Source organism: Collimonas fungivorans Ter331 (genome assembly GCF_000221045.1).
Taxonomy (GTDB): Bacteria; Pseudomonadota; Gammaproteobacteria; order Burkholderiales; family Burkholderiaceae_D; genus Collimonas; species Collimonas fungivorans_A.
This window is the reverse complement of sequence record NC_015856.1, coordinates 3,782,474-3,806,318: the sequence shown is the minus strand read 5'-3', so window position 1 is coordinate 3,806,318 and position 23,845 is coordinate 3,782,474. Positions and strand designations below refer to the sequence as shown.

General features: G+C 60.7%; 22 protein-coding genes. 11 read left to right on the top strand and 11 right to left on the bottom strand.

The window, feature by feature from the left end:
• Positions 1-20: 20 nt before the first annotated feature.
• A complete protein-coding gene (gene glnE / locus CFU_RS16790; protein ID WP_014007230.1) occupies positions 21-2,774 on the bottom strand; it encodes a bifunctional [glutamate--ammonia ligase]-adenylyl-L-tyrosine phosphorylase/[glutamate--ammonia-ligase] adenylyltransferase in 2,754 nt (917 codons plus the stop codon).
• A gap of 230 nt (positions 2,775-3,004) precedes the next feature.
• On the opposite strand from glnE, the gene CFU_RS16785 reads away from it, so the two are divergent.
• The 6 genes from CFU_RS16785 to CFU_RS16760 all read left to right on the top strand — a co-directional run bounded on the left by CFU_RS16785 (position 3,005) and on the right by CFU_RS16760 (position 11,646).
• Positions 3,005-7,210, top strand: a complete 4,206-nt coding sequence (locus CFU_RS16785) for a YhdP family protein (RefSeq protein WP_041742238.1) — start codon at positions 3,005-3,007, stop codon at positions 7,208-7,210.
• 38 nt (positions 7,211-7,248) lie between these two features.
• Complete coding sequence (locus tag CFU_RS16780; protein WP_014007228.1) at positions 7,249-8,079, top strand: carbon-nitrogen hydrolase family protein; 831 nt, start codon at positions 7,249-7,251, stop codon at positions 8,077-8,079.
• A gap of 113 nt (positions 8,080-8,192) precedes the next feature.
• Positions 8,193-9,653, top strand: coding sequence for a metalloprotease TldD (gene tldD / locus CFU_RS16775; protein WP_014007227.1), 1,461 nt, complete (start codon positions 8,193-8,195; stop codon positions 9,651-9,653).
• A gap of 19 nt (positions 9,654-9,672) precedes the next feature.
• Positions 9,673-10,128: a GNAT family N-acetyltransferase gene (locus CFU_RS16770; RefSeq protein ID WP_014007226.1), complete on the top strand. Its 456-nt coding sequence runs from the start codon at positions 9,673-9,675 to the stop codon at positions 10,126-10,128.
• 76 nt (positions 10,129-10,204) lie between these two features.
• On the top strand, positions 10,205-11,230 hold the full coding sequence (locus tag CFU_RS16765) for a cupin-like domain-containing protein (RefSeq protein ID WP_014007225.1): 1,026 nt from the start codon (positions 10,205-10,207) through the stop codon (positions 11,228-11,230).
• Positions 11,231-11,274: 44 nt separating this feature from the next.
• On the top strand, positions 11,275-11,646 hold the full coding sequence (locus CFU_RS16760) for a cupin domain-containing protein (RefSeq protein ID WP_041742237.1): 372 nt from the start codon (positions 11,275-11,277) through the stop codon (positions 11,644-11,646).
• Positions 11,647-11,649: 3 nt separating this feature from the next.
• Here the strand turns inward: CFU_RS16760 and CFU_RS16755 are convergent, their stop codons facing one another.
• The 6 genes from CFU_RS16755 to CFU_RS16730 all read right to left on the bottom strand — a co-directional run bounded on the left by CFU_RS16755 (position 11,650) and on the right by CFU_RS16730 (position 15,774).
• A complete protein-coding gene (locus CFU_RS16755; protein ID WP_014007223.1) occupies positions 11,650-11,928 on the bottom strand; it encodes an Ada metal-binding domain-containing protein in 279 nt (92 codons plus the stop codon).
• Positions 11,929-11,935: 7 nt separating this feature from the next.
• Entirely contained in the window at positions 11,936-13,015 is a 1,080-nt protein-coding gene (ada, locus tag CFU_RS16750; protein ID WP_014007222.1) for a bifunctional DNA-binding transcriptional regulator/O6-methylguanine-DNA methyltransferase Ada, read from the bottom strand.
• A gap of 86 nt (positions 13,016-13,101) precedes the next feature.
• Complete coding sequence (locus tag CFU_RS16745; RefSeq protein ID WP_041742236.1) at positions 13,102-13,785, bottom strand: DNA-3-methyladenine glycosylase family protein; 684 nt, start codon at positions 13,783-13,785, stop codon at positions 13,102-13,104.
• 12 nt (positions 13,786-13,797) lie between these two features.
• Entirely contained in the window at positions 13,798-14,460 is a 663-nt protein-coding gene (gene alkB, locus CFU_RS16740) for a DNA oxidative demethylase AlkB (RefSeq protein WP_041742235.1), read from the bottom strand.
• A 10-nt stretch (positions 14,461-14,470) separates the two neighbouring features.
• Positions 14,471-15,214: a 2OG-Fe(II) oxygenase gene (locus CFU_RS16735; RefSeq protein ID WP_014007219.1), complete on the bottom strand. Its 744-nt coding sequence runs from the start codon at positions 15,212-15,214 to the stop codon at positions 14,471-14,473.
• On the bottom strand, positions 15,211-15,774 hold the full coding sequence (locus CFU_RS16730; RefSeq protein WP_014007218.1) for a methylated-DNA--[protein]-cysteine S-methyltransferase: 564 nt from the start codon (positions 15,772-15,774) through the stop codon (positions 15,211-15,213). The genes CFU_RS16735 and CFU_RS16730 overlap by 4 nt, the downstream gene beginning before the upstream one ends.
• A 322-nt stretch (positions 15,775-16,096) precedes the next feature.
• Between CFU_RS16730 and CFU_RS16725 the strand changes: the two genes are divergently transcribed.
• From CFU_RS16725 to aroG, 4 genes are all read left to right on the top strand, one after another.
• The gene (locus CFU_RS16725) at positions 16,097-17,302 is read left to right on the top strand and encodes an MFS transporter (protein ID WP_014007217.1); all 1,206 of its coding nucleotides are present in this window, start codon (positions 16,097-16,099) and stop codon (positions 17,300-17,302) included.
• A 239-nt stretch (positions 17,303-17,541) separates the two neighbouring features.
• Positions 17,542-17,859 (top strand): type II toxin-antitoxin system RelE/ParE family toxin, encoded by a 318-nt coding sequence (locus CFU_RS16720; RefSeq protein WP_425304674.1) that lies wholly within the window; start codon positions 17,542-17,544, stop codon positions 17,857-17,859.
• A gap of 2 nt (positions 17,860-17,861) precedes the next feature.
• Positions 17,862-18,152, top strand: a complete 291-nt coding sequence (gene nadS / locus CFU_RS16715; RefSeq protein ID WP_014007215.1) for a NadS family protein — start codon at positions 17,862-17,864, stop codon at positions 18,150-18,152.
• A gap of 313 nt (positions 18,153-18,465) precedes the next feature.
• Positions 18,466-19,533 carry a 3-deoxy-7-phosphoheptulonate synthase AroG gene (gene aroG / locus CFU_RS16710; RefSeq protein WP_041742234.1) on the top strand — a complete coding sequence of 356 codons (1,068 nt, stop codon included), beginning with the start codon at positions 18,466-18,468 and terminating at the stop codon, positions 19,531-19,533.
• Positions 19,534-19,587: 54 nt separating this feature from the next.
• On the opposite strand, the gene CFU_RS16705 is transcribed toward aroG, so the two are convergent.
• Both CFU_RS16705 and CFU_RS16700 read right to left on the bottom strand, forming a co-directional pair.
• Positions 19,588-20,223 carry a retropepsin-like aspartic protease family protein gene (locus CFU_RS16705; RefSeq protein WP_041742233.1) on the bottom strand — a complete coding sequence of 212 codons (636 nt, stop codon included), beginning with the start codon at positions 20,221-20,223 and terminating at the stop codon, positions 19,588-19,590.
• Positions 20,224-20,326: 103 nt separating this feature from the next.
• Positions 20,327-20,812 carry a YajQ family cyclic di-GMP-binding protein gene (locus CFU_RS16700; RefSeq protein WP_014007212.1) on the bottom strand — a complete coding sequence of 162 codons (486 nt, stop codon included), beginning with the start codon at positions 20,810-20,812 and terminating at the stop codon, positions 20,327-20,329.
• 150 nt (positions 20,813-20,962) lie between these two features.
• On the opposite strand from CFU_RS16700, the gene murB reads away from it, so the two are divergent.
• Entirely contained in the window at positions 20,963-21,994 is a 1,032-nt protein-coding gene (gene murB / locus CFU_RS16695) for a UDP-N-acetylmuramate dehydrogenase (RefSeq protein ID WP_014007211.1), read from the top strand.
• A 153-nt stretch (positions 21,995-22,147) separates the two neighbouring features.
• Here the strand turns inward: murB and CFU_RS16690 are convergent, their stop codons facing one another.
• Complete coding sequence (locus tag CFU_RS16690; protein ID WP_014007210.1) at positions 22,148-22,462, bottom strand: pyrimidine/purine nucleoside phosphorylase; 315 nt, start codon at positions 22,460-22,462, stop codon at positions 22,148-22,150.
• Between the two features lie 25 nt (positions 22,463-22,487).
• Positions 22,488-23,819 carry an argininosuccinate synthase gene (gene argG, locus CFU_RS16685; protein WP_014007209.1) on the bottom strand — a complete coding sequence of 444 codons (1,332 nt, stop codon included), beginning with the start codon at positions 23,817-23,819 and terminating at the stop codon, positions 22,488-22,490.
• Between the last annotated feature and the right edge of the window lie 26 nt (positions 23,820-23,845).

The window sequence follows — 23,845 nt, the reverse complement described above, 5'->3', positions numbered from 1 at the left end:
GGCACAAAGGCGTGCCCACCCTACGTTGCTGTGGTCGTAAAAACTTCGGACCACAATTGTTTTACCACCGAGATTTCGGACGCTATGCGGCTCGCCGCCACGCGCGCCCGTTCTTCTCCCTGCAAGCGGCCCTGATGCTGCAGTTTGCGGAAAGTGCGGTAGGCGTCGGCTACTGCGTTGGCCAGGCTGCCGTCAATCAGTCCGAGTTCCCCGCACAGTTTCAGCAAGGCGATGTTGCCGATGTCGGCGGTCAGCTGCGGGTAGGCGGCAGCGTGACGCAAGATCAGGAATTGCACCAGGAATTCGATGTCGATCATGCCGCCGGCGTCGTGCTTGAGGTCGAAACGGTCGCTGCGGTTGGGATGGGCGTCGCGCATTTTCTGGCGCATCTCCAGCACTTCGCTTTGCAGCTTGGCGGCATCGCGCTGCTGGCGCAGCACTTCCACGCGCAAGGTTTCGAAGCGTTCGCCGATGGCGGCGTCGCCGGCGCAGTAGCGGGCTCGGGTCAGGGCCTGGTGCTCCCACAGCCAGGCCGATTCTCGCTGGTATTTCTCGAACTTGCCGAACGACGACACCAGCAGGCCGCTGGCGCCGTCGGGGCGCAGCGCGATGTCGATGTCGAACAGGATGCCGGCCGGCGTATGGCTGGTCATCCAGGTGATGAAGCGTTGCGCCAGCTTGGCGTAGAGGGCAGGGCCGTCCTGGTCTTCATCCTCGTACAGGAACACCACGTCCAGGTCGGAGACGTAACCGAGCTCCTTGCCGCCCAGCTTGCCGTAGGCGATCACGGTGAACAGCGGCGTTTCGCGATGGCGGCCCGGCATCATGTTCCAGATCGCCTGCACGGTGGCGGCCACCAGAATGTCGGCCAGGATGGAAAGATGGTCGGCCAGCGCCTCGACGCTGAGCACCCCCTCCAGGTCTTGCGCCAGCAGGCGGAATTGCTGTGCATGGTGCATTTCGCGCAGGATATCCATCTGCCGTTCGGTGTCGCCCGGCGCGGTATCGAGCTGGCGCTTGCATTCCTGGGCGAACACCGGCCAGTCCGGCGCCGCGTTCAGGCTGCGCGGATCGAGCAGCTCGTCCAGCAGGATCGGATGCTGGGTCAGGTACTTCGCGGCCCAGTCGCTGGCGCTGATCATGCGGATCACGCGGTGCAGGGTGGCCGGATATTCGGTCAGCAGCGCCAGGTAGGCGGCGCGGCGCACGATCGCCTCCAGGAAATCCAGCAGGCGGTTGAGGGTGGGCAGGTGGCGCTCGGGCTCCGGAATGGCTGCCACCACCGGCAGCGCCGCATTGACCAGCGCCAGCAGGCGCGCGCGGCTGGCCGCCGGCAGGTTCTGCACGCGCGTCGATTGCCAGGTGGTGACCAGGCGCTGCGCCGCCGCCGAGGCGTCGGAGAAGCCGCAGTGGGTCAGCACCAGCGCAATCGTTTCACGGCTGTCGGTTTCGCTCAGCGTGTGCAGCGGATTATCACAGTCGTCCCAGTCTTGCTGGCTGGGGCGGCTGTGTCGCTTGTCCTTGAAGATATCGTCGAACTGGGCGTCGACCAGCGCCCGGTGCTGGTCGAGTTCCAGCATCAGTGACGGCACATCGGGAAAACCCATGGTCTGGGCGACGATCAGGCAGTCGGCGTCATTGGTCGGGAAGGTATGGGTTTGCGCATCGTCCAGGTATTGCAGCCGGTGCTCCAGGTTGCGCAGGAAATCGTAGGCTGCCAGCAGCTTGTCGACGACTTCGGCGTCCAGCAGGTTTTTGACGGCCAGGGTGCGCAGCGTGGCGCGGGTCGAGCGGTCGCGCAAATCGCAGTCGCGGCCGCCGCGGATCAGCTGGAACACCTGCGCCAGGAATTCGATTTCGCGGATGCCGCCGCGCCCCAGCTTGACGTTGTTGCTGCGTTCCGGATGCAACGCTTCCAGGCGTTTTACTTCGGTGCGGATCTGCGCGTGCATGGAACGCATGGCGTCGATCGAGCCGTAATCCAGGTAACGCCGGAACACGAACGGACGGCTGATGTTGGCCAGGACAGCGATGTCCTCCGGCCGCCCGGTCAGCGCGCGCGCCTTGCACCAGGCATAGCGTTCCCATTCCCGGCCCTGGGTCACCAGGTAGGTCTCGACCATGTTGAAGCTGGCCACCAGCGGCCCCGAGGCGCCGTTCGGCCGCAGCGCCATGTCGACCCGGAAGGTGAAGCCGTCTTCGGTGATCTCGGACAAGGCGCCGATCAGTTTCTTGCCGAGGCGGGTAAAGAACTCATGGTTCGACAGCGCGCGCTGGCCGTCGCCGGCCTGGGTATCGCCATCTTCGGCGTAGGTGAAGATCAGGTCGATATCGGAAGAAACGTTGAGTTCGCAGCCGCCCAGTTTGCCCATGCCCAGCACCAGCAACTCTTGCGGTTGCCCCGATTCTTCGCCCAGCGGCATGCCGTGCAGCGCCACCAGGTCGGCAGTCAGCGCCGCCAGGTGGGTTTGCACCGCGAATTCGGCGAAGGCGGTGACGGCGCTGACCACTTCATCCAGGTCGGCCACGCCGCGCAGGTCGCGTTCGATCAGGGTGCACACCAGCAGGTTGCGCAGGCGGCGCATGGCGCGCGGTAACGGCATGCCGGAATCTGTTTCTTTTTGTAATAAATGCCTGAGCAGCGGCGCGTCGACGGTTAATCTTGTCAACGGTCTGGCCAACTCTGCGACCTGGCCGGCGCGTCCGGCTTCGGCATTCACCCAGCGCGAGAAATAACGCGAGGCGGCGGTGCTGCTTAATAGAGATGGATTCACAGAGACGGATTCAAAGAATTAAAGGGTAAATGGCGCAGGATTCAAGGAAAATGGCAGGGTTTTCCAGGGCCTTTTCGTTTTTTCAGCTATGTGCGGGCCGATCCATGCGAACATATGGCTTGGCGGCTTGTCGAACAGTTTGCTATTTTGAAACACTCAGATATAGCCGATTTATTTTACTTCCTATCCCCGCCCTGTCTCACAATGATTAATTTTACCCATTCTGATTGATGTTGGAAGAACAAGCAAAAATCCCGTCGCCGGCCAGCAAGCTTGCCATCTGCTGGCGCGCCGGGATTGCCACTTACAAACACGTTAACCTGGTTACCCATCATCTGCTGGGCGCTTTGCTGACATTGCTGGTCGTGGCGTATTTCCTGTTTTGCGGACTGTTCCTGGGTTTGCGTTATGTAGTGTTGCCGAACGTCGGCTACTACAAGGCTGAAGTTGAGCATATCGTCAGCAAAACAGTGGGCAATCCGATTTCGATCGGCGCGATCCAGGCATCCTGGCATGGCTTGCAGCCGCACCTGGTGCTGGACAACGTAGTGGTGCACGATAAAGGAGGTCAGCCCGCCCTGACCTTGCCGCAGGTGGCGGCCACCATTTCCTGGCGCTCCGCGCTGGTGGGCGCCGTCCGGCTGGCTTCGCTGGAGATCAATAAACCCGATTTGCAGGTCGAGCGCGATGCCCAGGGCAATCTGTTCGTGGCCGGCATCCTGGTCAATTCCAAGCAGGAAAACGATGGCGCCGGCGCCGAATGGCTGCTGGCCCAGCGCAAGATCGTGATCCGCGACGGTCAGCTGCGCTGGCGCGACGACTTGCGCAAGGCGCCGGAACTGGTCCTGACCAATATCGACCTGGTGCTGCAAAACCGCTGGCGCCGCCATCAATTGTCGGTGCGGGCGACGCCGCCGGCGTCATTCGCCGCGCCGCTGGATGTGCGGGCGAATTTTGTCCATCCGGTATTTACCCACAAGACCGCCGATGTCAAGCGCTGGACCGGCACCCTCTACGCCAACCTGCACGACGCCGACCTGACCGTGTGGAAGCCTTACTTCGACTATCCGGTCGAAATCAGCCAGGGCAAGGGCGCGGTCCAAGCCTGGCTGGACCTGGACCACGCCAAGATGAGCAACTTTACCGCCGATCTTGAACTGGACGGCCTGGCCATGCGGCTGCGGCCCGACCTGCAGCCCTTGGCCCTGGAGAATATCAGCGGACGGGTTTCCGCCCATGAGGAACTGGGGCCGGCGCCGCAAGACGGCGTGCCGTCCTTCGGCGCCAACGGCCACACGGTAACGCTCACCGATTTTTCACTGAAGACCGCCGACGGCCTGAGCCTGCCGCGCACTACCATCAGCGAATCGTATGTGCCGGCGCAAGGCAAGCAAGCGGAAAAATACAGCTTGCAGGCCAGGCAGCTGGATTTGCAGACGCTGGCGAGTTTTGCTCAGCGCCTGCCCCTGAGCGCTGCACAGATCAAGATGATTGACGATTTTGCGCCGCGCGGCCAGTTGCGCGATTTTGCCGCGCAATGGCAGGGCGCTTATCCGGCGATCGCATCGTACAGCGCAAAAGGCCAGTTCGAAGGTTTGACCGTCAAGGCCCAAGCGCCCCGTGCGGCGCAGCCCAAGACTGCCAGCCAGCCGGCGCAAGCCGCGGTGCCGGGGATTCCCGGGGTCGATAACCTGAGCGGCAGCGTCAACGCCAACCAGGAGGGCGGCAGCGTCAACCTGAAATCGGAAAAAACCCAGCTGGAGCTGCCCGGCTTCTTCGACGCGCCGCTGCTGCCTTTCGACAAGCTCGACATGCAGGCGCGCTGGAATTTCCAGCAAAAGAATGTGCTGCTGCAGATCGACAGCATGAATTTCGTCCAGGATGGCCTGGCCGGGTCTTTGTCGGGCACGCACCTGTTGCCGCTGCAAGATCGCCACGATCGCCGCGACGGCGCGCTGGGGGTGATCGACATGACCGGCAACATCAGCGAATTCGACCTGAAAAAAATCGGCAACTACCTGCCGCTGCATACCCCCGAGCATTTGCGCAACTGGCTGGTCGGCGCGCTCAAGGAAGGCAAGGCAAAAGACGTAACGATCAGGCTCAAGGGCGACCTGGCCGATTTCCCGTTCCGCACCGACACCGCGAACGCTAAACCGAAAGGCGAATTCAGCATTGCCGGCAAAATAGAAAACGGCACCCTTGAATACGATCCCGCGCATGTTGGCCAGGACGGCAAGCAGCCTCTGTGGCCGTTGCTGGAAAAGATAGAGGGCACGTTCGCGGTGGACCGCACGCGCCTGCAGATCAAGGCCGCCAGCGCGCAAACCTCGGAGGTGGCGGTGAGCGACGTGACGGCGACCGTACCGGACCTGTCGTCGCACGACGAGATGCTGCTGATCGACGGCAGCGCTGCCGGCGCCTTGCAGAATTTCGTGCAGTTCACCAAAGACAGTCCGGTGCTGCACTGGATCGACAGCTTCACCAGCGAATCGCAAGCCAAGGGCAACGCCAAGCTGCAGCTGAACCTGCAGTTGCCGCTGGCCCATCTGATCGACGCCAAGGTCACCGGCGTGCTGCAATTCCAGAACAATGACGTGGTCCTGCAAAAGATCATTCCGCCTATCGCCAACGCCACCGGCCAGCTGGAATTCAACGAAAAAGGCTTCAACCTGAACGGCATCAAGGGCAGCCTGCTGGGCGGGCCGGTGCAAGCCAGCGGCGGCACCCAGGCTGACCGCCAGACCCTGATCAAGATCGAAGGCAACGCCGGCGCCGACGGCCTGCGCGCCATATATCCCGCCGCGGCGATGCAAAAGCTGCTGTCGCACGCCAGCGGCAGCAGCCGTTACACCGCCACCGTGGCGATCCGCGACCATCATCCGGAGCTGGTGGTCGAATCCAGCTTGCAAGGCATAGGCCTGGATTTCCCTGAACCCTTGCGCAAGAGCGCCAGCGAAGCCATGCCGTTCAAATTCGAGTGGCTCGGCGTCGCTTCCGACGATGCGGCAATGGCGCGCGATGAACTCAAGCTGGCGCTGGGATCGGCCATCGTTGCGCGTTACCAGCGGCAGAAGCCGCTCGGCAAGAACGCCGTCGAGAATGGCAAGCCGGCCGACTGGAAAATCCTGCGCGGCGGCATCGGCATCAATTCGCCTCTGCCGGAACCGGATAGCGGGGTGGCGATCAACATGAACGCCAAGACCTTGAACGTCGACGCCTGGAACAACCTGGCCGGCGCCTTGAACGAGGACGGCGCCGTCAAGACGGGCGAGGAAACGCCCCTGACCGGCCTGGCGCAGTATGCCGAACCGAACCTGGTGTCGGTCAGGGCCGGCCAGCTGATCCTGCTGGGCAAGACGCTGGACAACGTGGTGCTGGGCGCGACCCATCAGAAAAACGCCTGGCAGGTCAACATCGACTCCAGGCAGGCTTCGGGTTTTGTGACCTGGAACGCTTCACCCTCGGGCCGCGGCCTCGGCAAGGTGACCGCGCGCCTGTCTTCGCTGATCATTCCTCAGGGCGGCGAGACGGATGTCGGTGACGTGCTGGAAGGCAAGGGCGGCTCCACCCAGATTCCCGGGCTGGACATCGTCGCCGAAGATTTCCAGCTGCTCGGCAAGAAGCTCGGACGGCTTGAACTGAGCGCCAACAATGTACGCGCCAATGTCGGCAACGAATGGCGCATCCATAAACTGTCGATCAAGAATCCCGATGCGGAATTGAAGGCCGACGGCAAATGGACCTCCGTCAACGGCGACAACACCACCAGCCTGACCTACGCCATGGACATCGCCGATGCCGGCAAGCTGCTGGACCGTTTCGGTTTTGCGCACGTGCTGCGCGCCGCCAAGGGACGGATGGACGGCGAAGTCAGCTGGAAGGGTTTGCCGTTCACCATGGATATCCCATCCTTGTCCGGCCAGATCAACCTGGACATGGCGGCTGGCCAGTTCCTGAAAGTCGACCCGGGCGCCGCCAAGCTGCTCGGCGTGCTCAGCCTGCAATCGCTGCCGCGCCGCCTGACGCTGGATTTCCGCGACATCTTTTCTGAAGGTTTTGCTTTCGACAGCGTCGTCGGCACCGCTTCCATCACCCAAGGCAAGGCGCATACCGACAATTTCAAGATGCGCGGCGTCAGCGCCACGGTGCTGATGGACGGCGTGGCCGACATCGCGCGCGAGACCCAGGACCTGCACGTGGCGGTGCTGCCAGAGATTAATGCCGGCACCGCCTCGGTGGTGGCGCTGGCGATCAATCCGGTGATCGGCATCGGCACCTTCCTGGCGCAGCTGTTCCTGCGCGACCCGCTGATGCGGGCCTTCACCTTTGAATATAATATTACCGGCGGCTGGACCGATCCGGTCGTGACCAAACTCGATCACAAGACCGAAACGCCGACGGCGAGCACGCCTGACTTGTCATCCGGCCGGTAATTTTTCCTTAGCTTTGTTCCCGCACAGGAGTCCGCACCATGAGCCAAATACCCAGCTCAGCCAGTTCAGCCAGTTTCAACGTCGCCGCGATCCAGATGGTGTCGACGCCGGTGCTGGAAGAAAATTTCAACACCGCGCGGCGCCTGGTGGCCGAAGCCGCCGCGCAGGGCGCGCAGCTGGTGCTGTTGCCCGAGTACTGGCCGATCATGGGCATGCAGGATACCGACAAGCTGACCTGCGCCGAAATCCTGGGCGAAGGGCCGATCCAGACTTTCATGGCGCAGCTGGCGCGAGAGCATGGCATCTGGCTGATCGGCGGCACCTTGCCAATGATCGCCGACGAGGTCGGCAAGGTGCTCAACACCACTCTGGTGTTCGACCCCGACGGCCGCCAGGTCAGCCGCTACGACAAGATCCACCTGTTCAGCTTCAGCAAGGGCGAGGAATCCTACGATGAAGCGCGCACCATCGTCTACGGCAAGGACACCGGCAGTTTCCAAGCGCCGTTCGGCAAGGTCGGCTTGTCGGTCTGCTATGACTTGCGTTTCCCTGAGCTGTACCGGGCGCTGGGCGATTGCAGCCTGATCGTGGTGCCGGCGGCGTTTACCTACACCACCGGCAAGGCCCACTGGGAAATCCTGCTGCGCGCCCGCGCCGTCGAAAACCAGTGTTATGTGCTGGCGGCGGCGCAAGGCGGCAAACACCCCAACGGCCGCCGCACCTGGGGCCACAGCATGCTGATCGACCCCTGGGGTGAAATTAAATCGGTGCTGGCGGAGGGCGAGGGCCTTGTCTGCGGCAGCATCGACCCCCATTTCCTTAAGGGAGTGCGGGACAGTTTGCCGGCGTTGCTGCATCGCAAGTTGTAGCAATCGTTGGCAATACGAATTTACTATTAGATATTACTATTTTCAGCGCCAGGACCAGCCCGGCCCCGGATGCTCTACAATCCGTACTACACCACAGTAAAACCGGAATACCAATGAAACCATTTGAACCAAACCTGGGCACTTTAGCCATCGCGCGCGATATCCTGCTGACGCCTTTCGGCCTGGACGAATCGAGCTTGCTGAAAGCGCTGGGGACCATGTTCACGCACAAGGTCGACTACGCTGATCTCTACTTCCAGTTCACCAAGAGCGAAGGCTGGAGCCTGGAAGAAGGCATCGTCAAGACCGGCAGTTTCTCCATCGACCAGGGAGTCGGCGTGCGCGCCATTTCCGGCGACAAGACCGCGTTTTCGTATTCCGATGAAATTTCCGAGCGCGCCCTGCACGATGCTGCGGTAGCTACCCGCACCATCGCCCGCCAGGGCGCCGGCAAGATCAAGATCGCCGCCGGCATGCAGCAAAGCGGCGGCCGCTCGCTCTATCTGCCAAACGACCCGCTGGTGTCGCTGGACGCCACCGAAAAGGTCAAGCTGCTGGAACGGGTAGAGCGCTTGGCGCGCGCCAAGGATCCGCGCGTGGTGCAAGTGATGGCCGGCCTGGCCGCAGAATACGATGTGGTGCTGGTGGCGCGCAGCGACGGTGTGATCGCCGCCGATATCCGGCCGCTGGTGCGCCTGTCGGTGACAGTTATCGTCGAACAGAACGGCCGCCGTGAAACCGGCAGCAGCGGCGGCGGCGGACGCTACAGCTACAGTTATTTCAGCGACGCCCTGCTGGAGCAGTACGCGGCCGATGCAGTCGCTTCGGCGCTGGTCAACCTGGACGCGCGGCCGGCTCCGGCCGGTCCGATGACCGTGGTGCTCGGACCTGGCTGGCCTGGCATCCTGCTGCACGAAGCGATCGGCCACGGCCTGGAAGGCGATTTCAACCGCAAGGGTTCCAGCACGTTCTCCGGCCGCATCGGCGAACGGGTGGCGGCCAAGGGCGTCACCGTGGTGGATGACGGCACCATCGCCGACCGCCGCGGTTCTCTGAACATCGACGACGAAGGCAATCCTAGCCAGTGCACCACCCTGATTGAAGACGGCATCCTGAAAGGCTACATCCAGGACACCATGAACGCGCGCCTGATGAAGATGCCGGTGACCGGCAATGCCCGCCGCGAATCGTTCGCCCACCTGCCGATGCCGCGCATGACCAACACCTACATGCTGGCCGGCGACAAGGATCCGGCGGAAATCCTGGCGTCGGTGAAGAATGGTTTGTACGCAGTCAATTTCGGCGGCGGCCAGGTCGATATCACCAACGGCAAGTTCGTGTTTTCGGCGAGCGAAGCCTACATGATCGAAAACGGCAAGGTCACCTATCCGGTCAAGGGCGCAACCCTGATCGGCAACGGTCCGGACGTGCTGAACCGGGTTTCCATGATCGGCAACGACATGAAGCTCGATCCCGGCGTCGGCGTCTGCGGCAAGGAAGGCCAGAGCGTGCCGGTCGGCGTCGGCCAGCCTACCTTGCGCATCGACGGCGTGACTGTCGGCGGCACCGCTTAAGGTGATGGCAGAAGCAACGATGATGGAGTGGCATTGGTTGCCATTCCAGGAGTTGAGCACTGTGCAGCTGTATGCGGCGATGCAGTTGCGGCAGCGTGTATTCGTGCTGGAACAGACCTGCGTATTCCAGGATGCCGACGGTATCGATCTGCATTCCTGGCACGGCCTGGGTTATCTGCCGAACGGCGAGCTGGGCGCCTATGCGCGCATCGTGCCGCCGGGGCAAGCGTTCCACTTGCCGTCGATCGGGCGGGTAGTGACCGCGCCCGAGCTGCGCGGCAAAAGCGCCGGTTACGAACTGATGCAGCAGGCCATGGCGCAAACCGCCAGGCTGTTTCCAGGGCATGACGTCAAGATCGGCGCGCAAGCGCACTTGCAGCGGTTTTATAGTCGCTTTGGCTTCCAGCCTGTCGGCGAGCTGTACGACGAAGATGGTATTTCACACATTCATATGATCGCACCGGCCGCACCATAACGCATTCTGGATCATCAGCTCAAATCGAGTTATCCTCCTCAGGCAAATTGATAGCCGTCTTTTACCAGGAAGCCGAATGAGCCAGAACTTGCAAGCGATTGCCGAACGATACGATGTGGACGACCGCATCTTCAAGGAGGAGATCGCCACCCAATACCAGCCGGTGGTCCTGCGCGGTTATGTGAAAGACTGGCCGGCAGTGCGGTTGGCCAAGACTTCTACCGAAGCGATTTGCGGCTACCTGAGGAAACTGGATAGCGGCAGCGACGTCGATGCGATCATGACGCCGCCGCAAGCCAAGGGACGCATCTTCTACGATGAAGCCATGAACGGCTTCAACTACCTGCGCAACCGGTTGCCGGTTTCCGTCATCCTCGAACAATTGCTGCGCTACCGGCAGTTTGCCAATCCGCCGGCTGTCGCGGCCCAGAGCGCGCTGATCTCCAGCTGCCTGCCGGGATTCCTGGATGAGAACAGATTGTCGGTGCTTGGCCCGGAAGTCATCCCTCGGATTTGGATAGGCAACGCCGTCACCACTCCCGCGCATTTTGACGATGCCCATAACATCGCCTGCGTGGTCAGCGGCAAGCGCCGTTTTACCCTGTTCCCGCCGGAGCAGATCGGCAATCTTTATATCGGCCCTTTGGATTTCGCGCCCACCGGTGCGCCGATCAGCATGGTGGCGCTGAATGAGCCGGATTTCGAAAAATATCCCAGGTTCAGGGATGCCCTGAAAGCGGCCCGGTCGGCGGAACTGGAGCCGGGCGACGCGCTCTACATACCGCCGCTGTGGTGGCACCATGTCGAGTCGCTGCAGGCTTGCAATATCCTGGTCAATTACTGGTGGGGCGGCGCGGTCGGCACGGCCGATTCGATCCACTCCGGTTCCGACAGCCTGATGCTGGCCCTGGTCAATCTGAAGAAGCGGGCGCCGGCGTATCGCCAGGCCTGGGCCGCCATCTTCAATCACTATGTCTTTGACGACAATGCAGACCTGGCTGCGCACATTCCCGCACACCGGCATGGCGTGCTGGGCGACATGTCGACGGAACAGGAACAGCAAGTGCGGAATTACCTGGCCACCAAACTGAAAGGCCCATGATGGGCCTCCAGCAATTAATGGAAACAGCAACCGATAGGAAAATCATGTCTAACGTCAGCTCACCGCAACAGATAGCAGCTTCACTGACAGAACACTGGTCGCCGCGCGTGGTCGCCGAGGTCGACGACTCTTACGTCAAGGTCGCCAAGGTAAAAGGTTCGCTGGCCTGGCACAGCCATGACAACGAAGACGAACTGTTCCTGATCCTGAAAGGCCATCTGCGCATCGAGATGGAAGACCGCACGGTAGAGTTGGGCGAAGGAGAAATGTTCGTGGTGCCGAAAGGCGTGCGGCATAACCCGGTAGCAGAACAAGAGTGTCACATCATGCTGATCGAACGCAAGACGACGCTGCATACCGGCGATGTCGTCAGTGAAAAAACGCGTTCGCTGGACGAGCAGTTGCGCCCACTGTAAAAATTACCGGCTTGCAGCCGCCTGGTCCTGCTGCATTTTCCAGCGTGCGTAATCTTGCGGCAGGCAGACTGCACAAGGGCGGTAGCCGGCGGCTCGTGCATCAGTCTGGTTGAGAAAGAACACCCGGTTCTTCACATAACCGCCGCGTGCAATCGCCTGTAACGCCGCGCGGCAATCCAGGCGGCCGTATATGCGGCTGCGGCGGTGGCCGCCCAATGCGCCCGGACGGTCGCTGTCATAGCTGTTGCCGTCGGCGCCGACGAGCCGCCACGCTTTACTCACTTTCGTTTCATTTTATTTGTTCGCGTTCCAGCAATGCGTGCTTGCGTTCCACCCCCCAGCGATAACCGGAGGCGCTGCCGTCGCTGCGGATCACGCGATGGCAGGGAATCGCTACCGCCAGGCTGTTGGCGGCGCAAGCCTGGGCCACGGCGCGCACCGCCTTGGGCGAACCGATGCGGGCCGCGATTTCGGCATAGCTGGTGGTGCTGCCGGCAGGTATGTCGCGCAACGCCTGCCAGACGCGCTGCTGGAAAGCTGTGCCGCGCACATCCAGCGGCAGGTCGAGGCCGAGGGCCGGCGCTTCGATGAAGCCCACCACTTGTGCCACCAGCTGTTCGAAATCATGGTCGGCGCCGATCAGGTGGGCGCGCGGGAATTTATCCTGCAAGTCGTGCGCCAGCGCATTCGGATCGTCGCCCAGGAAGATGGCGCAGACGCCGCGTTCGCTGCGCGCCACCAGGATCGCCCCCAGCGAGCATTCGCCGATGGCAAAACGGATATCGGTGTTGGCGCCGCCGGCGCGATAGTCGGTTGGCGTCATGCCCAGCACCTTGCCCGAGGCTTCATAGAAGCGGCTGTTGGAATTGAAGCCGGCGTCGTAGATTGCCTCGGTGACGGAATGGCTGCGCCTGAGATGGTCGCGTATTTTTTTTGCGCGGTGGGCGTTAGCATAGGCCTTGGGCGTCAGCCCGGTGACGGCCTTGAACACGCGGTGGAAATGAAACAGGCTGAGGCCGGCGTCGGCCGCCAGCGCCTCCAGGCTCGGCAGTTCTTCCGCGCTTTCGATGCGGCGGCAGGCGGCCGCTACCAGTTCGGCATGCTGGGCCGCCACCGAGGTCTGGTCGGCGCCGCGTTTGCTAGGCCGGTAGCCGGCTGCTTCGGCCGCCGCCGGCGTATCGAAAAACTCGACGTTTTCCGGACGCGGCAGGCGTGTCGGGCTGCTCGGGCGGCAATACACGCCGGTGGTCTTGACGGCGTAGACAAATTGCGTATCTGCGGCCGGATCGCGCGCCAGTACCGCCGCCCAGCGCGGGTCGCGCTCGGCAGCTTGCCGGGCGGTGTGTTGGTGTTGTGTCAGCGTTCGCATATCGGCTTCCGGTTAGCTATCGTTGTATCGTAGCTGTACTTTAGCAACGCATCGGAGCCGTAGCACTCCGAGTCTTGCTGTCAAATTCAGACAATACCCTTGTTATCCTCATGATTTGCTGGATTTTTCGGCAGACGCCACAGATACCAGGCGGCCACGGTGCGGTAAGGGCTCCAGGCCCGGCCGATGTCGCCGATCTGTTTTTTGGTCGGCGCCTGCGGCAGGTTCTTCAGGCGGCGGTAGCCTTCGCGTACGCCGAAATCGTCGGCCGGCAAGATATCCATGCGCTCCAGCGTATAAATCAGGAACATTTCCACGGTCCAGCGGCCGACGCCGCGCAGGCTGGTCAGGCGTTCAATGAGGTCGGCGTCGCTCATGGTTACCGCTTCGGCGCGCGGCGGCACAACGCCATCCAGTGCCGCCTGGGCAATGCCGTGGATCGTGGCGATCTTGCCGGCCGAGAAGCCGCAGCCGTGCAAGATGTCGACAGGCGTATCCCGCAATTGCCGCGCACTCGGAAAAGGCGCATCGCCAAACAGAGCCAGCATGCGGCCAAGGATGGCGTCGCCGGCGCGTGCATGCAGCTGTTGATAAGCGATTGCCCGCACCAGGGCTTCATAGGGATCGCGCGCCGGCTTGGCGGCGTGGCGGCAGGGGCCGATGCGGGTTATATGGCGCGCCCAGTCAGCATCTAGCGCCGAGAGGAATTGTTCTGCTTCATGGTAGGCGTTGTCTGATATGTCGGCAGCGAGAATGGTTGAAGCGGGCATTGAAGTGAGCACTTAAGCGGCCTTGCGAAAAGTGAGATTGATCCTTTGCCCGCCGAGCAGCGGGTGTTCGGCTTCCTTCAGCGGCAGCACGCCGTGATAGCGCAAGCGGTCGACGCCGCCCCAGACTACGACGTCGCCATGGAACAGCGGCACGCGCGCCGCCTTGTCGCTGCGCTCGTGGCCGCCGAACAGGAACATCGCAGGGATGCCCAGCGAGACGGAAACGATGGGCGCGGCGTAGTCCTGCTCATCCTTGTCCTGATGCAGGGTCAGCCTGGTTCCCGGCTGGTAGCGGTTGATCAGGCAAGCATCCGGCAGGAAGCCGTCGAACCCGGCTTGTGCTGCCGCAGCTTGCGCCAGCAGTAAAAAAATGTCGGGCATGGCGGGCCAGTTGCGGCCGTTGTCCGGGTCGATAGCGCTGTAGCGATAGCCGCGGCGGTCGCTGGTCCAGCCTAGGGCGCCGCAGCAGGTCATGGCTACCGACATGCGGAAGCCGCCCGGAGTCACCAGGTGGCGGAACGGCGATGCTTGCTGGATTGTTTCCAGCAGCGGCAACAGCTGCGCCACGTAAGGCGTGGCGAAGGCACGCAATACGAATGCATCTTGCGCCAGCTGTTGCTGGCGTTTGTCTGACAATTCGGACAATTCTTCAAGGTCGAACAAATCTAAAGTCATGTGCTGCTCTTCATAAAGCGTCATGGAAAATCACGCCCAGCGTGTGCCGCGACCCGGAGCGGATGCGGCTGACGCCATGCCGTAAATTTACCCTATATGCGCCGCGTTGGCCTTGCACCGGGCGATTATGGACCGCAAACACGACGGCGTCGCCCTGGGTCAGAGGGATGACCTCGGGGCGCGACTGCATGCGCGGCCTTTGTTCGGTCATCACGAATTCGCCGCCGCGGAAATCGCGGCCCGGTTCCGACAGCAGGATTGCCGCCTGCAGCGGAAACACATGTTCGCCGTACAGGTCTTGATGCAGGCAGTTGTAGTCGCCCGCGCCGTATTGCAGCATCAGCGGCGTCGGACGCAATTGCCCTGCAGCGTGGCAGCGGGCAATGAAATCGGCATGTTGCTGCGGGAAGCGGGCGGCGATATGCATCGTTTCGTTCCAGCGGTTGGCCAGAGGCGCCAAGAGTGGATAGAGCGCGCTGCGCAAGTCCGCTATCAGGCCGGGCAAGGGATAGTTGAAATACTTGTATTCGCCGCGTCCGAAGCCGTGGCGCTCCATCACGACCCGGCTGCGGAAGATGTCGTCGCGCGGGTAAAGCGCGGTCAACGCCGCGCATTCGGCCGGTGTTGCCAGGCGCGGCAGCAGCGCGCTGCCGTAGCTGTCCAAGTCCTGGTAAACGCTTTCCCAGTCCATGGCTTGCAGCCGACTGGATATGGTATCGGCGCTGGCCGCGGCGGTGCGGATGGGGGCGTTCATGCCTGCGCCTCGCGTTGCAGCAGCGCCTGCTTGCGTTGCACGCCCCAGCGGTAGCCTGAGATGTCGCCGTCTTGTCTGATGACCCGGTGGCAGGGGATGGCCAGCGCCAGCAGGTTGGCGGCGCAGGCGCCTGCCACGGCGCGCACGGCATCGGGTTTGCCGAGGCGGTTGGCGATGTCCTGGTAGCTGGCGGTGGCGCCTGCAGGAATTTCCAGCAGCGCTTGCCATACCTGCTGCTGGAAGCTGGTGCCGCCGATGTCCAGCGGCTGGCTCAGCCTGTATTCCGGCCAAGCCATCACGGTGTTTATTTCCGTGAGCAGTTCTTGCAGCGCGTGGTCGCTCAAGATGCATTTTGCTTTGGGAAAGCCGCGCGCCAGTTCGGTGACCAGGACTTCTTCATCGTCGCCGAACATGATGGCGCAGATACCGTGCGAGGTCCGGGCCGCCAGGAATTTACCGAGCAGGCCGTTGCCGATGGCGTAATGGATTTCTTCCTCCACCGCAGTTTGGGGTTGCCGCAGGTAGGGGGCTGGTCCGATAGCGTTATGTAGTGTGTTCATGACTTACTCCAGAGTGGTTGACGGTTCCCAGTCTAGGCAGCCAGTCAGGGTGTCGCACTCCGGGTCTTGCGGTCGAATTCAGTAATCCAGCAGTTAATTAGGGTCAGAGTCGAATTATTTGATGCTTAAAAATTCGACTCTGACCCTAATTGATTGGCTACGGAGCACAGGCCGTGGCATTGGGCAAGTTTTGTGCGAAATTTACATTAAATCTCCTATATATTTGATTTTTAGTCAAATATGTATTGTGGCCATAATGGTTTTTCTTTGTTGCGCCTGCCGTCAAACTGCATGGCGTCAAACTTCAAACAGGAAAATCATCATGCCACTCGCACTTTGGGCGCTCACGCTCAGCGCTTTTGCCATCGGTACGACAGAATTCGTTATCGTTGGCCTGATTCCAACTATCGCCACCAGTCTCGGCGTTTCCGTTCCTTCGGCCGGCCTGCTGGTCAGCCTCTATGCGCTGGGTGTTGCGGTAGGCGCGCCGGTGCTGACAGCCTTGACCGGCCGCGTGCCGCGCAAGCAGCTGTTGCTGGGCCTGATGGCCTTGTTCACGATCGGCAACCTTGTTGCCTGGATGGCGCCGGGCTACGAAGCGCTGATGGCGGCGCGTGTGCTGACAGGATTGGCGCACGGCGTGTTCTTCTCGATCGGATCGACCATCGCCACCGGCCTGGTGCCGAAAGAAAAGGCGGCCAGTGCAATCGCCCTCATGTTCACCGGGCTGACCGTTGCCCTGGTCACCGGCGTGCCGCTTGGAACTTTCATCGGCCAGACGTTCGGCTGGCAGTCGACTTTCCTGGCGGTGTCGCTGCTAGGTGTGATCGCGTTTGTCGGCAGCTGGATCCTGGTGCCTAACAATATTGCCAGCAGCAAGCCGGCGTCCTTGCTGACGCAGGCCGCCGTGCTGAAGAAACCGCGGCTGTTGCTGGTGTATGCGATCACTGCCCTGGGTTACGGCGGTTCTTTCATCGCGTTCACCTACCTGGCGCCGATCCTGCAGGAAATCTCCGGTTTCTCGGCTTCTACCGTTAGCCTGGTGATGCTGGTGTACGGCGTTTCGGTTGCCTTCGGTAATATCTGGGGCGGCAAGCTGGCCGACAAAAGGGGTCCGATACGCGCATTGCAGATCGTGTTTGCCATGCTGGCTGTGGTCCTGTTCGTGCTTACCTTTACCGCGGCCAATCCTTGGCTGGCTGTGCTGACCGTGCTGGCCTGGGGGGCTTTCGCCTTCGGCAATGTGCCGGGTTTGCAGGTGTATGTGGTGCAGCAGGCTGAACGCCATGCGCCGCGCGCGGTGGATGTGGCGTCCGGCCTGAACATCGCGGCGTTCAATGTCGGTATTGCGCTAGGCGCCTGGGGCGGCGGCCTGATCGTCAGCCATCTTGGCTTGATGGCGACGCCCTGGATCGGCGCCGTCGTGGTGCTGGGTGCGTTGGGCCTGACTTCACTGGCGGGACGGCTGGATCGGCGGGACGGGATTGCGCCCATCGTTGGGTCGGGGCATGCGGTTGCTATGCATTGATTGAGCGTAGGTCCTGGTTTGTTTTGCGCGAGCCGGGATTGCCAGGGAATGGTTGCGGTTGATGCGCCACCGGTGCGCGCGAGACAGCTATTTAGGTGATTACCCTATGTCGTATGACTTTACGGGAGGCTCTTGGCGAAATAGAGTTTTCATCATGTTCCAATATTCCTTTTTTACTAACTGGTCATATCGGCGACGAAAATGACTGGTGTTTTCTCTATACGCCAATGGCGTATATAATGATAATGGAATTCATCGAGACGCCCACTTTTACTCGGATGATCACAGCCTTGCTTGCAGAGGAAGAATACCGGGAACTGCAATCGGTATTGATGGAGGATCCGTCCCGGGGCGATGTCATCAAAGATGGCGGCGGCATCCGCAAAATGCGGTACGCAGCGCGAGGTCGTGGCAAAAGCGGCGGAATCAGAGTGATCTATTATTGGATAAAGGATAACCACCAGGTTTACATGCTAGTGGCCTATCCGAAATCCAAAAAAGATACGCTATCCGATAAGGAAATTGCTATTTTGCGGGAATTTGTGAAGGAACTGTAAGTATGGAAAATGTACTTTTTGATGACCTGCTGCAAAGTCTGAAAGAAGCAAAGGCTATTTCCGAAGGGAAAGCCGAGGCATCGCGCCGATTTCAGATGTCGCCTACCGATGTAAAAGCCGTTCGTGAGCAAATTGGCTTATCTCAGAGCGAATTTGCAAAACTGATGCGTGTCAGCATCAAGACTTTGCAAAACTGGGAGCAGCACCGGCGCAGTCCGACTGGCCCAGCCGCCGCCTTGCTCAAAATTGTATCAACGGCGCCAGATATAGCGCTTAAGTCATTGCATAGTTGAATAGAGCCATTGGTTGAGGCGAGTGGACTCCATGGATCCGCTTAACTGCCTTGGAGCGGTGTCCTGGCCTGTGGTAATCCTGGCCTTGCCAAATTTCCGGAAATCCTGCACTATTGGCCTTGATTTTAATAATCCTTTACTGAAAAACATGTCTTTCGCACGCGCTTACTTCTTTTTTTACTTTAGCTATTCCAGCCCCACGGCGGTGAAAAGCGGTAAGCGTTCGTAAGTAAAGAGCAAACCGAAATTTCTAAAAAACCGCCAGCGATGGCGGTTTTTTTATACCCAGTCACTTTTGAGCCAGGAGAAAAACATGCTACGCACCGACGATCTGCGCATACGAGAAATGAAAGAATTAGTTCCACCGTCCCATTTGATCCGCGAATTCGGCTGCTCCGAGAAAGTGGCCGATACGGCTGCCAATTCGCGCATTGCCCTGCATCGCATCTTGCACGGCCAGGATGACCGCCTGATGGTGGTGATCGGCCCATGCTCGATCCACGACACCAAGGCGGCGATGGAATATGCCGGCCGCCTGGTCGGCGAGCGCGAGCGCTTCAAGGGCGAACTGGAAATCGTCATGCGCGTGTACTTCGAAAAGCCGCGCACCACGGTGGGCTGGAAGGGCCTGATCAACGATCCGTACATGGACAACAGCTTCCGCATCAACGACGGCCTGCGCCTGGCGCGCGAGCTGCTGCTGAACATCAACGAGCTGGGCCTGCCGGCCGGCACCGAGTTCCTGGACGTGATCAGCCCGCAATACATCGCCGACCTGATCAGCTGGGGTGCGATCGGCGCCCGCACCACCGAATCGCAGGTGCACCGCGAGCTGGCTTCCGGCCTGTCGTGCCCGGTCGGTTTCAAGAACGGCACCGACGGCAACATCAAGATTGCAGTGGACGCCATCAAGGCCGCTTCGCAGCCGCATCATTTCCTGTCGGTGACCAAGGGCGGCCACTCGGCGATCGTGTCGACCAACGGCAATGAAGACTGCCATATCATCCTGCGCGGCGGCAAGGCACCCAACTACGATGCGGCCAGCGTCGATGCGGCTTGCAAGGATATCGCCAACAGCGGCCTGGCGTCGCGCCTGATGATCGATGCTTCGCACGCCAACAGCTCGAAGAAGCCGGAAAACCAGATTCCCGTATGCGCCGATATCGGCAGCCAGGTTGCCGCCGGCGATGGCCGTATCGTCGGTGTCATGGTGGAGTCGCACCTGATCGCCGGCCGCCAGGACCTGGTGCCGGGCAAGGAACTGGTCTACGGCCAGTCGGTGACCGACGGCTGCATCAACTGGGAAGAAAGCGTGGCGGTGCTGGAAGGTTTGGCGGCAGCGGTAAAACAGCGCCGTTTGCTCAATAGCAGCCCGGCTTAAGCGGGCGGTTCAAAGGGCGGATATGTGTTCCGCCCGCATGCAGGCCAGGCGCTGTCAGAAGCGCTTGGTCAGCACCATCATCTCGCCTTCGCGTTTCATTTCGGTGCGGTTCAGGAACGACATGCCGAGCAGCGCGAACGGCAGCCCGGCTTCCTGCACCAGGGCGTCGACCTGGTTCATTTCGATATCGCCGATCTTCACGGTGTTCAGCTTGACCATATACGCCGGCGCCGCGCCGTTGGCGGTATTGACCATGGTCATCCGGCCCTTCTTGTAGTCCACGCCGAGCCGCATCGCATCCGATGCCGGCAGGGCGATCATGGTGGCGCCGGTATCGACCAGCATGGTCATCATGGCGCCGTTGATCTGGGCTTGCGCCACGAAGTGGCCTTGCGGATTGACTTTCAGGGTGACGCTGGAGGTGGCGCCCGGGGCGCTGCGGCTGACATAGTCGCCGATGCCGATGACCTGGCGCTTGCCTTTGATTTCCAGCGTGGCGGTGGCGCCGTTGGCTTCCACCAGCTTGACGTCGTCGGTGACCTTGCTGCCGACCGCAAAAGTCTTCGGTCCGGAGCCGTCGATCACCAGCACCGCCTTGCCCGGGAACAGGCCAACCACGCCGATGTCGGAAGCTTGGGCGGTGACGGAGGCAAACAGAAACAGGCTGGAGATCAGGGCAAGCGGGCGCATGGGGTCCGACTTTCTTGGCAAGAGGTTAAGAGAGTGCCGCTGATTTAGTAGTCAGCAGGCAACAGCAGGTGGATGATAACCTTATATGTTGCCTAGTTTCAATTTAGTCACGGAAATTATTGAATTCGAGTGGCAAATCGGCCACTTCCTTGCGCAGCATCGCCATCGCTGCCTGCAAATCGTCGCGCTTGGCGCCGGTGATGCGCACGGCGTCGCCCTGAATGCTGGCCTGGACTTTCATCTTGCTGTCCTTGACGATGCGGACGATCTTCTTGGCCGCTTCGGATTCGATGCCGTTCTTGATCTTGATGACCTGCTTGACCTTGTCGCCGCCGATCTTTTCGATCTTGCCGATGTCGAGGAAGCGGGTGTCGACATTGCGCTTGACCAGTTTTGCGGTCAGTACGTCGCGCACTTGGCTCAGCTGGAATTCCGAGTCGGCATAGGCGGTCAGGTCGCGCTCTTTCAACTCGATGCGGGCGTCGCTGCCCTTGAAGTCGAAGCGGGTCGAGATTTCCTTGTTGGCCTGGTCGTTGGCGTTTTTTACTTCGACCAGGTTGGCTTCCGATACGGTATCGAATGATGGCATGGTGATATTCCTTCTGTATGTTCAAACAAAGCCGGCCGCGGTGGTGTGCGGCCGTCGAGCTATGCGCATTTTAGCGGACAAGAAACCCGAGGTGTCGGTCTGCCGCGCTATTTTCTTGCCGCAGTTACTTAAGTTTATAATCCCGGTGCTATGACTATCTCCCAGCTCCCGCTCCAATTCGATTTTTCGCTGCGCCGGCACAATACCTTCGGTATCGACGCCAGCGCGCATGCCTATCTGCCGGTCACATCGCTGGCTATCCTGCAGGCGCTCAGGTCGGACGCCCATGCATCACACTTGCCGCGCCTGGTGCTGGGCGGCGGCAGCAACCTGGTGCTGACCCAGGATTTCCCGGGACTGGTGTTGCATATGTGTAATCGCGGACGGGAAATCGTCGGCGAAGACGACGACGCCGTTTATGTGCGCGCCGCCGCCGGCGAGAACTGGCATGAGCTGGTGCTATGGACCTTGGAGCAGGGGCTGGCCGGGCTGGAAAACCTGTCCCTGATTCCGGGCAGCGTCGGCGCCGCGCCTATCCAGAACATCGGCGCTTACGGCATCGAGCTGCAAGAGCGTTTCCATGCGCTGACCGCGATCGACATGGAGAGCGGTGAAATCCTGTCCCTGGACCGCAATGCCTGTGCCTTTGCCTACCGCGACAGCGTGTTCAAGCACAGCCTGCGCGACCGGGCAGTGGTGCTGGACGTGACTTTCGCCTTGCCCAAGCGCTGGCAGCCCGACCTGCGCTATGCCGATGTGGCGCAAGAGCTGGACGCGCGCAAGCTGGCGCAGCCGAGCGCGCGCGATATCAGCGCTGCGGTGATCGCCATCCGCACCCGCAAATTGCCGGATCCGGCGCTGATCGGCAATGCCGGTAGTTTTTTCAAGAATCCTATTGTAACGGCGGCGCAACGCGCAGCCTTGCTGGCGCAGCATCCGCAATTGGTGAATTATCAACAGGCGGACGGCAGTTTCAAGCTGGCTGCCGGCTGGCTGATCGATCAGTGCGGCTGGAAAGGGAAGAACCTGGGCGCGGCCGGCGTCTATGAAAAACAGGCGCTGGTGCTGGTCAACCGCGGCGGCGCCAGCGGCCAGGATGTGGTGCGCCTGGCGCAGGCGGTGCAAGCCGACGTCATGGCGAGATTTGGGGTGGGACTGGAGCCGGAACCTATTTTTATTTGAGGCGCAAGCAATTTGTATCTTAATGTGTCATTATTAGGTCACATAACGGAATTAATCTCTGTTATGCCTCATATCCAACACTCCCTAAGGTAATGGATTTAACCCGCCATGCAACAGCATCGCGGGTTTTTTTTGCCTATTTTTTTACCCGCCTCAGGCGTAATTGCAGACGTAGTTCAAGGTTTCCAGCGTTTCGATATCAAAACTCGAATTGGCCGGCACCTCAAAACTCTCGCCGCTGCTATAGGTGGTCCAAGCTTGCTGGTCCTTCTGGCGCACGCGGCAGCTGCCGCTGGTGACATCCATGATTTCGGCGACGCCGGTGCTGAAAGTCAGCGACGAGGGCAGGATCACGCCCAGCGTCTTCTTGCTGCCGTCGGCGAAAACCACGGTATGGGAAACGCACTTGCCGTCGAAATAGACATTGCCTTGCTTGAGGACCGTGACATTATCGAACTGAGTAGTCATGTTGGGTTCTTTTCGTTGGCGTGGGTTATTCGTCTTTGTCGAGCAGCGGCAGCGATACCGCGTTGCTGGATGCCAGCAGGCCGGTGCTTTGATAGATCGCCAGCTTCTGGCGGGTATCGCTGATATCGAGGTTGCGCATGGTCAGCTGGCCGATACGATCCTGCGGCGAGAAGGCGCCTGCGCCCTTTTCCATGGTCAGGCGTTCCGGATGATAGGTCAGGTTGGCCGACTCGGTGTTGAGGATCGAATAATCGTTGCCGCGGCGCAGCTCGATCGTCACTTCGCCGGTGATGGCGCGCGCTACCCAGCGCTGCGCCGACTCGCGCAGCATGATCGCCTGCGAATCGAACCAGCGGCCTTGGTACAGCAGGCGGCCCAAGCGGCGGCCGCTTTCGCGGTATTGCTCGATGGTGTCTTCGTTATGGATGCCGGTGACCAGGCGCTCGTAGGCGATGAACAGCAGGGCCAGGCCCGGTGCTTCATAGATGCCGCGGCTCTTGGCTTCGATGATGCGGTTTTCGATCTGGTCGCTCATGCCCAGGCCATGGCGTCCGCCGATGCGGTTGGCTTCCATCATCAGCTCGACCTGGCTGGCAAACGCGATGCCGTTGAGGGCGACCGGGCGGCCTTCTTCGAAGCGCACGGTGACCGTTTCGCGCTTGACTTCGACATCGTCGCGCCAGAAGGCGACGCCCATGATCGGTTCGACAATCTGCATGCCGGAGTTCAGGTATTCCAGGTCTTTCGCTTCATGCGTGGCGCCCAGCATGTTGGAATCGGTCGAATAGGCTTTTTCCACCGACATCTTGTAATCGAAACCCGACTTGATCATGAATTCCGACATTTCCTTGCGGCCGCCCAATTCGTCGATGAACTGGTCGTCGAGCCAGGGTTTGTAGATGCGCAGCTTGGGATTGACCAGCAGGCCGTAGCGGTAGAAACGCTCGATATCGTTGCCCTTGAAGGTGCTGCCGTCGCCCCAGATATCGACATTGTCTTCGCGCATGGCGGCCACCAGCATGGTGCCGGTGACGGCGCGTCCGAGCGGGGTGGTGTTGAAATAGGTCACGCCTGCAGTAGAGATGTGGAAAGCGCCGCTTTGCAATGCCGCGATGCCTTCGGCCACCAGCTGTTCGCGGCAATCGACCAGGCGCGCCAGTTCAGCGCCGTAGGCCTTGGCTTTTTTAGGGATGGCGTCGTAGTCCGGCTCGTCGGGCTGGCCCAGGTTGGCGGTATAGGCGTAAGGAATGGCGCCTTTCTGGCGCATCCAGTGCAGCGCGGCGCTGGTATCTAGGCCGCCTGAAAAGGCGATGCCGACTTTTTCGTTAACTGGAACGGATTGCAGGATATTGGACATGATATTTCGTGTGGGTTGTTGTGACT

Coding starts and splice junctions, on each gene's coding strand:
- CFU_RS16760 (WP_041742237.1), top strand. CDS start 11,275: ATGTCTAACGTCAGCTCACCGCAACAGATAGCAGCTTCACTGACAGAA.
- murB (WP_014007211.1), top strand. CDS start 20,963: ATGACTATCTCCCAGCTCCCGCTCCAATTCGATTTTTCGCTGCGCCGG.
- CFU_RS16700 (WP_014007212.1), bottom strand. CDS start 20,812: ATGCCATCATTCGATACCGTATCGGAAGCCAACCTGGTCGAAGTAAAA.
- CFU_RS16745 (WP_041742236.1), bottom strand. CDS start 13,785: ATGCCCGCTTCAACCATTCTCGCTGCCGACATATCAGACAACGCCTAC.
- CFU_RS16730 (WP_014007218.1), bottom strand. CDS start 15,774: ATGAACACACTACATAACGCTATCGGACCAGCCCCCTACCTGCGGCAA.
- CFU_RS16690 (WP_014007210.1), bottom strand. CDS start 22,462: ATGACTACTCAGTTCGATAATGTCACGGTCCTCAAGCAAGGCAATGTC.
- CFU_RS16765 (WP_014007225.1), top strand. CDS start 10,205: ATGAGCCAGAACTTGCAAGCGATTGCCGAACGATACGATGTGGACGAC.
- ada (WP_014007222.1), bottom strand. CDS start 13,015: ATGCGAACGCTGACACAACACCAACACACCGCCCGGCAAGCTGCCGAG.
- CFU_RS16725 (WP_014007217.1), top strand. CDS start 16,097: ATGCCACTCGCACTTTGGGCGCTCACGCTCAGCGCTTTTGCCATCGGT.
- CFU_RS16785 (WP_041742238.1), top strand. CDS start 3,005: ATGTTGGAAGAACAAGCAAAAATCCCGTCGCCGGCCAGCAAGCTTGCC.
- CFU_RS16735 (WP_014007219.1), bottom strand. CDS start 15,214: ATGAACGCCCCCATCCGCACCGCCGCGGCCAGCGCCGATACCATATCC.
- CFU_RS16780 (WP_014007228.1), top strand. CDS start 7,249: ATGAGCCAAATACCCAGCTCAGCCAGTTCAGCCAGTTTCAACGTCGCC.
- CFU_RS16705 (WP_041742233.1), bottom strand. CDS start 20,223: ATGCGCCCGCTTGCCCTGATCTCCAGCCTGTTTCTGTTTGCCTCCGTC.
- tldD (WP_014007227.1), top strand. CDS start 8,193: ATGAAACCATTTGAACCAAACCTGGGCACTTTAGCCATCGCGCGCGAT.
- CFU_RS16770 (WP_014007226.1), top strand. CDS start 9,673: ATGATGGAGTGGCATTGGTTGCCATTCCAGGAGTTGAGCACTGTGCAG.
- argG (WP_014007209.1), bottom strand. CDS start 23,819: ATGTCCAATATCCTGCAATCCGTTCCAGTTAACGAAAAAGTCGGCATC.
- CFU_RS16720 (WP_425304674.1), top strand. CDS start 17,542: ATGATAATGGAATTCATCGAGACGCCCACTTTTACTCGGATGATCACA.
- aroG (WP_041742234.1), top strand. CDS start 18,466: ATGCTACGCACCGACGATCTGCGCATACGAGAAATGAAAGAATTAGTT.
- nadS (WP_014007215.1), top strand. CDS start 17,862: ATGGAAAATGTACTTTTTGATGACCTGCTGCAAAGTCTGAAAGAAGCA.
- alkB (WP_041742235.1), bottom strand. CDS start 14,460: ATGACTTTAGATTTGTTCGACCTTGAAGAATTGTCCGAATTGTCAGAC.